The organism is Streptomyces sp. SID9727, assembly GCF_010550605.1.
Classification (GTDB): domain Bacteria; phylum Actinomycetota; class Actinomycetes; order Streptomycetales; family Streptomycetaceae; genus Streptomyces.
Genome location: NZ_JAAGNI010000189.1, coordinates 1 through 998, shown reverse-complemented (window position 1 = coordinate 998; position 998 = coordinate 1). Strand labels below are relative to the sequence as shown.

Annotated in this window: 3 protein-coding genes; 1 reads left to right on the top strand and 2 read right to left on the bottom strand. The window is 77.8% G+C overall.

Annotated elements, in window-relative coordinates:
• Nucleotides 1-320: helix-turn-helix domain-containing protein (locus tag G3I41_RS12875; RefSeq protein ID WP_164400347.1), on the top strand; the 320-nt coding region annotated here is incomplete at its 5' end.
• Here the strand turns inward: G3I41_RS12875 and G3I41_RS12870 are convergent.
• Complete coding sequence (locus G3I41_RS12870) at nt 302-712, bottom strand: VOC family protein (protein ID WP_203600889.1); 411 nt, start codon at nt 710-712, stop codon at nt 302-304. The genes G3I41_RS12875 and G3I41_RS12870 overlap by 19 nt on opposite strands.
• Nucleotides 713-759: 47 nt before the next feature.
• On the bottom strand, nt 760-998 hold a 239-nt coding region (locus G3I41_RS12865; RefSeq protein WP_239081600.1), incomplete at its 5' end, for a 3-hydroxyacyl-CoA dehydrogenase family protein.

The window sequence follows — 998 nt, the reverse complement described above, 5'->3', positions numbered from 1 at the left end:
CGGCCCGGACCTCGCCCCCGGACCCGGCGATGCGCGCGGTCGCCGTGTGCCTGGACGCGGGCGGCAGCGTCGCGGACGCCGCCCGGAGCGCCGGGCTCGGGCCCCGCCAGCTGCACCGCCGCTCCCTGACCGCCTTCGGTTACGGGCCCAAGACCCTGGCCCGGATCCTCCGCCTCCAGCGGGCCCTGGCCCTCGTACGCTCCGGGCTGCCGTACGCCGACGCGGCGCTCGCGGCGGGCTGCGCCGACCAGGCCCATCTGGCGCGGGACATGCGCGACCTGGCCGGCACCACCCTGACCGCCTACTTCGGCCGCTCCTGAGGCGCGAGGGGCGCGAACAGCGAGACCGCGCAGCCGTCCGGGTCGAGGACGACGGCGTACCGCTGCCCCCACACCGCGTCCCACGGCTCCAGGTGGCCCCGGTGGCCGGCGCCCGTCAGGTCCGCGTAGACCGCGTCCACCTCCGCCGGGCCGTCGCACAGGAAGGCGAGCCCGAGCCGGTCCCCACCGGACGGCGGGTTCCACCCGGGGTCGAAGGAGCGGACGACGTCCTCCGTGTCCCACAGCAGGCGCCCGCCGCCCGGCAGGACCACCTCCACATGGGGTGCGGACTCCGCGCCGGCCGGAATGTCGAGCCCCAGCCGGCGGTAGAAGGCGAGGGATGCGGGCAGGTCGGCGGCGGTGAGGGAGATCGCGTCGAGTCGTGGAGTCATGGACCGACCGTAGGCGGGCCCCCGGCCGACCGTCTTGTACGAATCGGTCACGGGGCCCCGAGCACGTCCCCCGGCGACGTCCCCCGGTCCGTCAGCGCCAGGCCCAGCGCCGCCCGCTCCGCGACCCAGCGCGTCGGGCGGTGGCGCGGGTCGCCCGTCGACGCGTACAGCGCCCGGTGCAGCTCCAGCATCCGGGCGGCGCCGACCCGGTCGCCCCACGCCAGCGGGCCCACCGGGTAGCCGAGGCCCGTCGTGACGGCCACGTCGATGTCGGCGGGGGCGGCGA

Bases quoted from the DNA above. Each gene is read 5' to 3' on its own strand.
- G3I41_RS12870 (WP_203600889.1), bottom strand. From the start codon at position 712: ATGACTCCACGACTCGACGCGATCTCCCTCACCGCCGCCGACCTGCCC.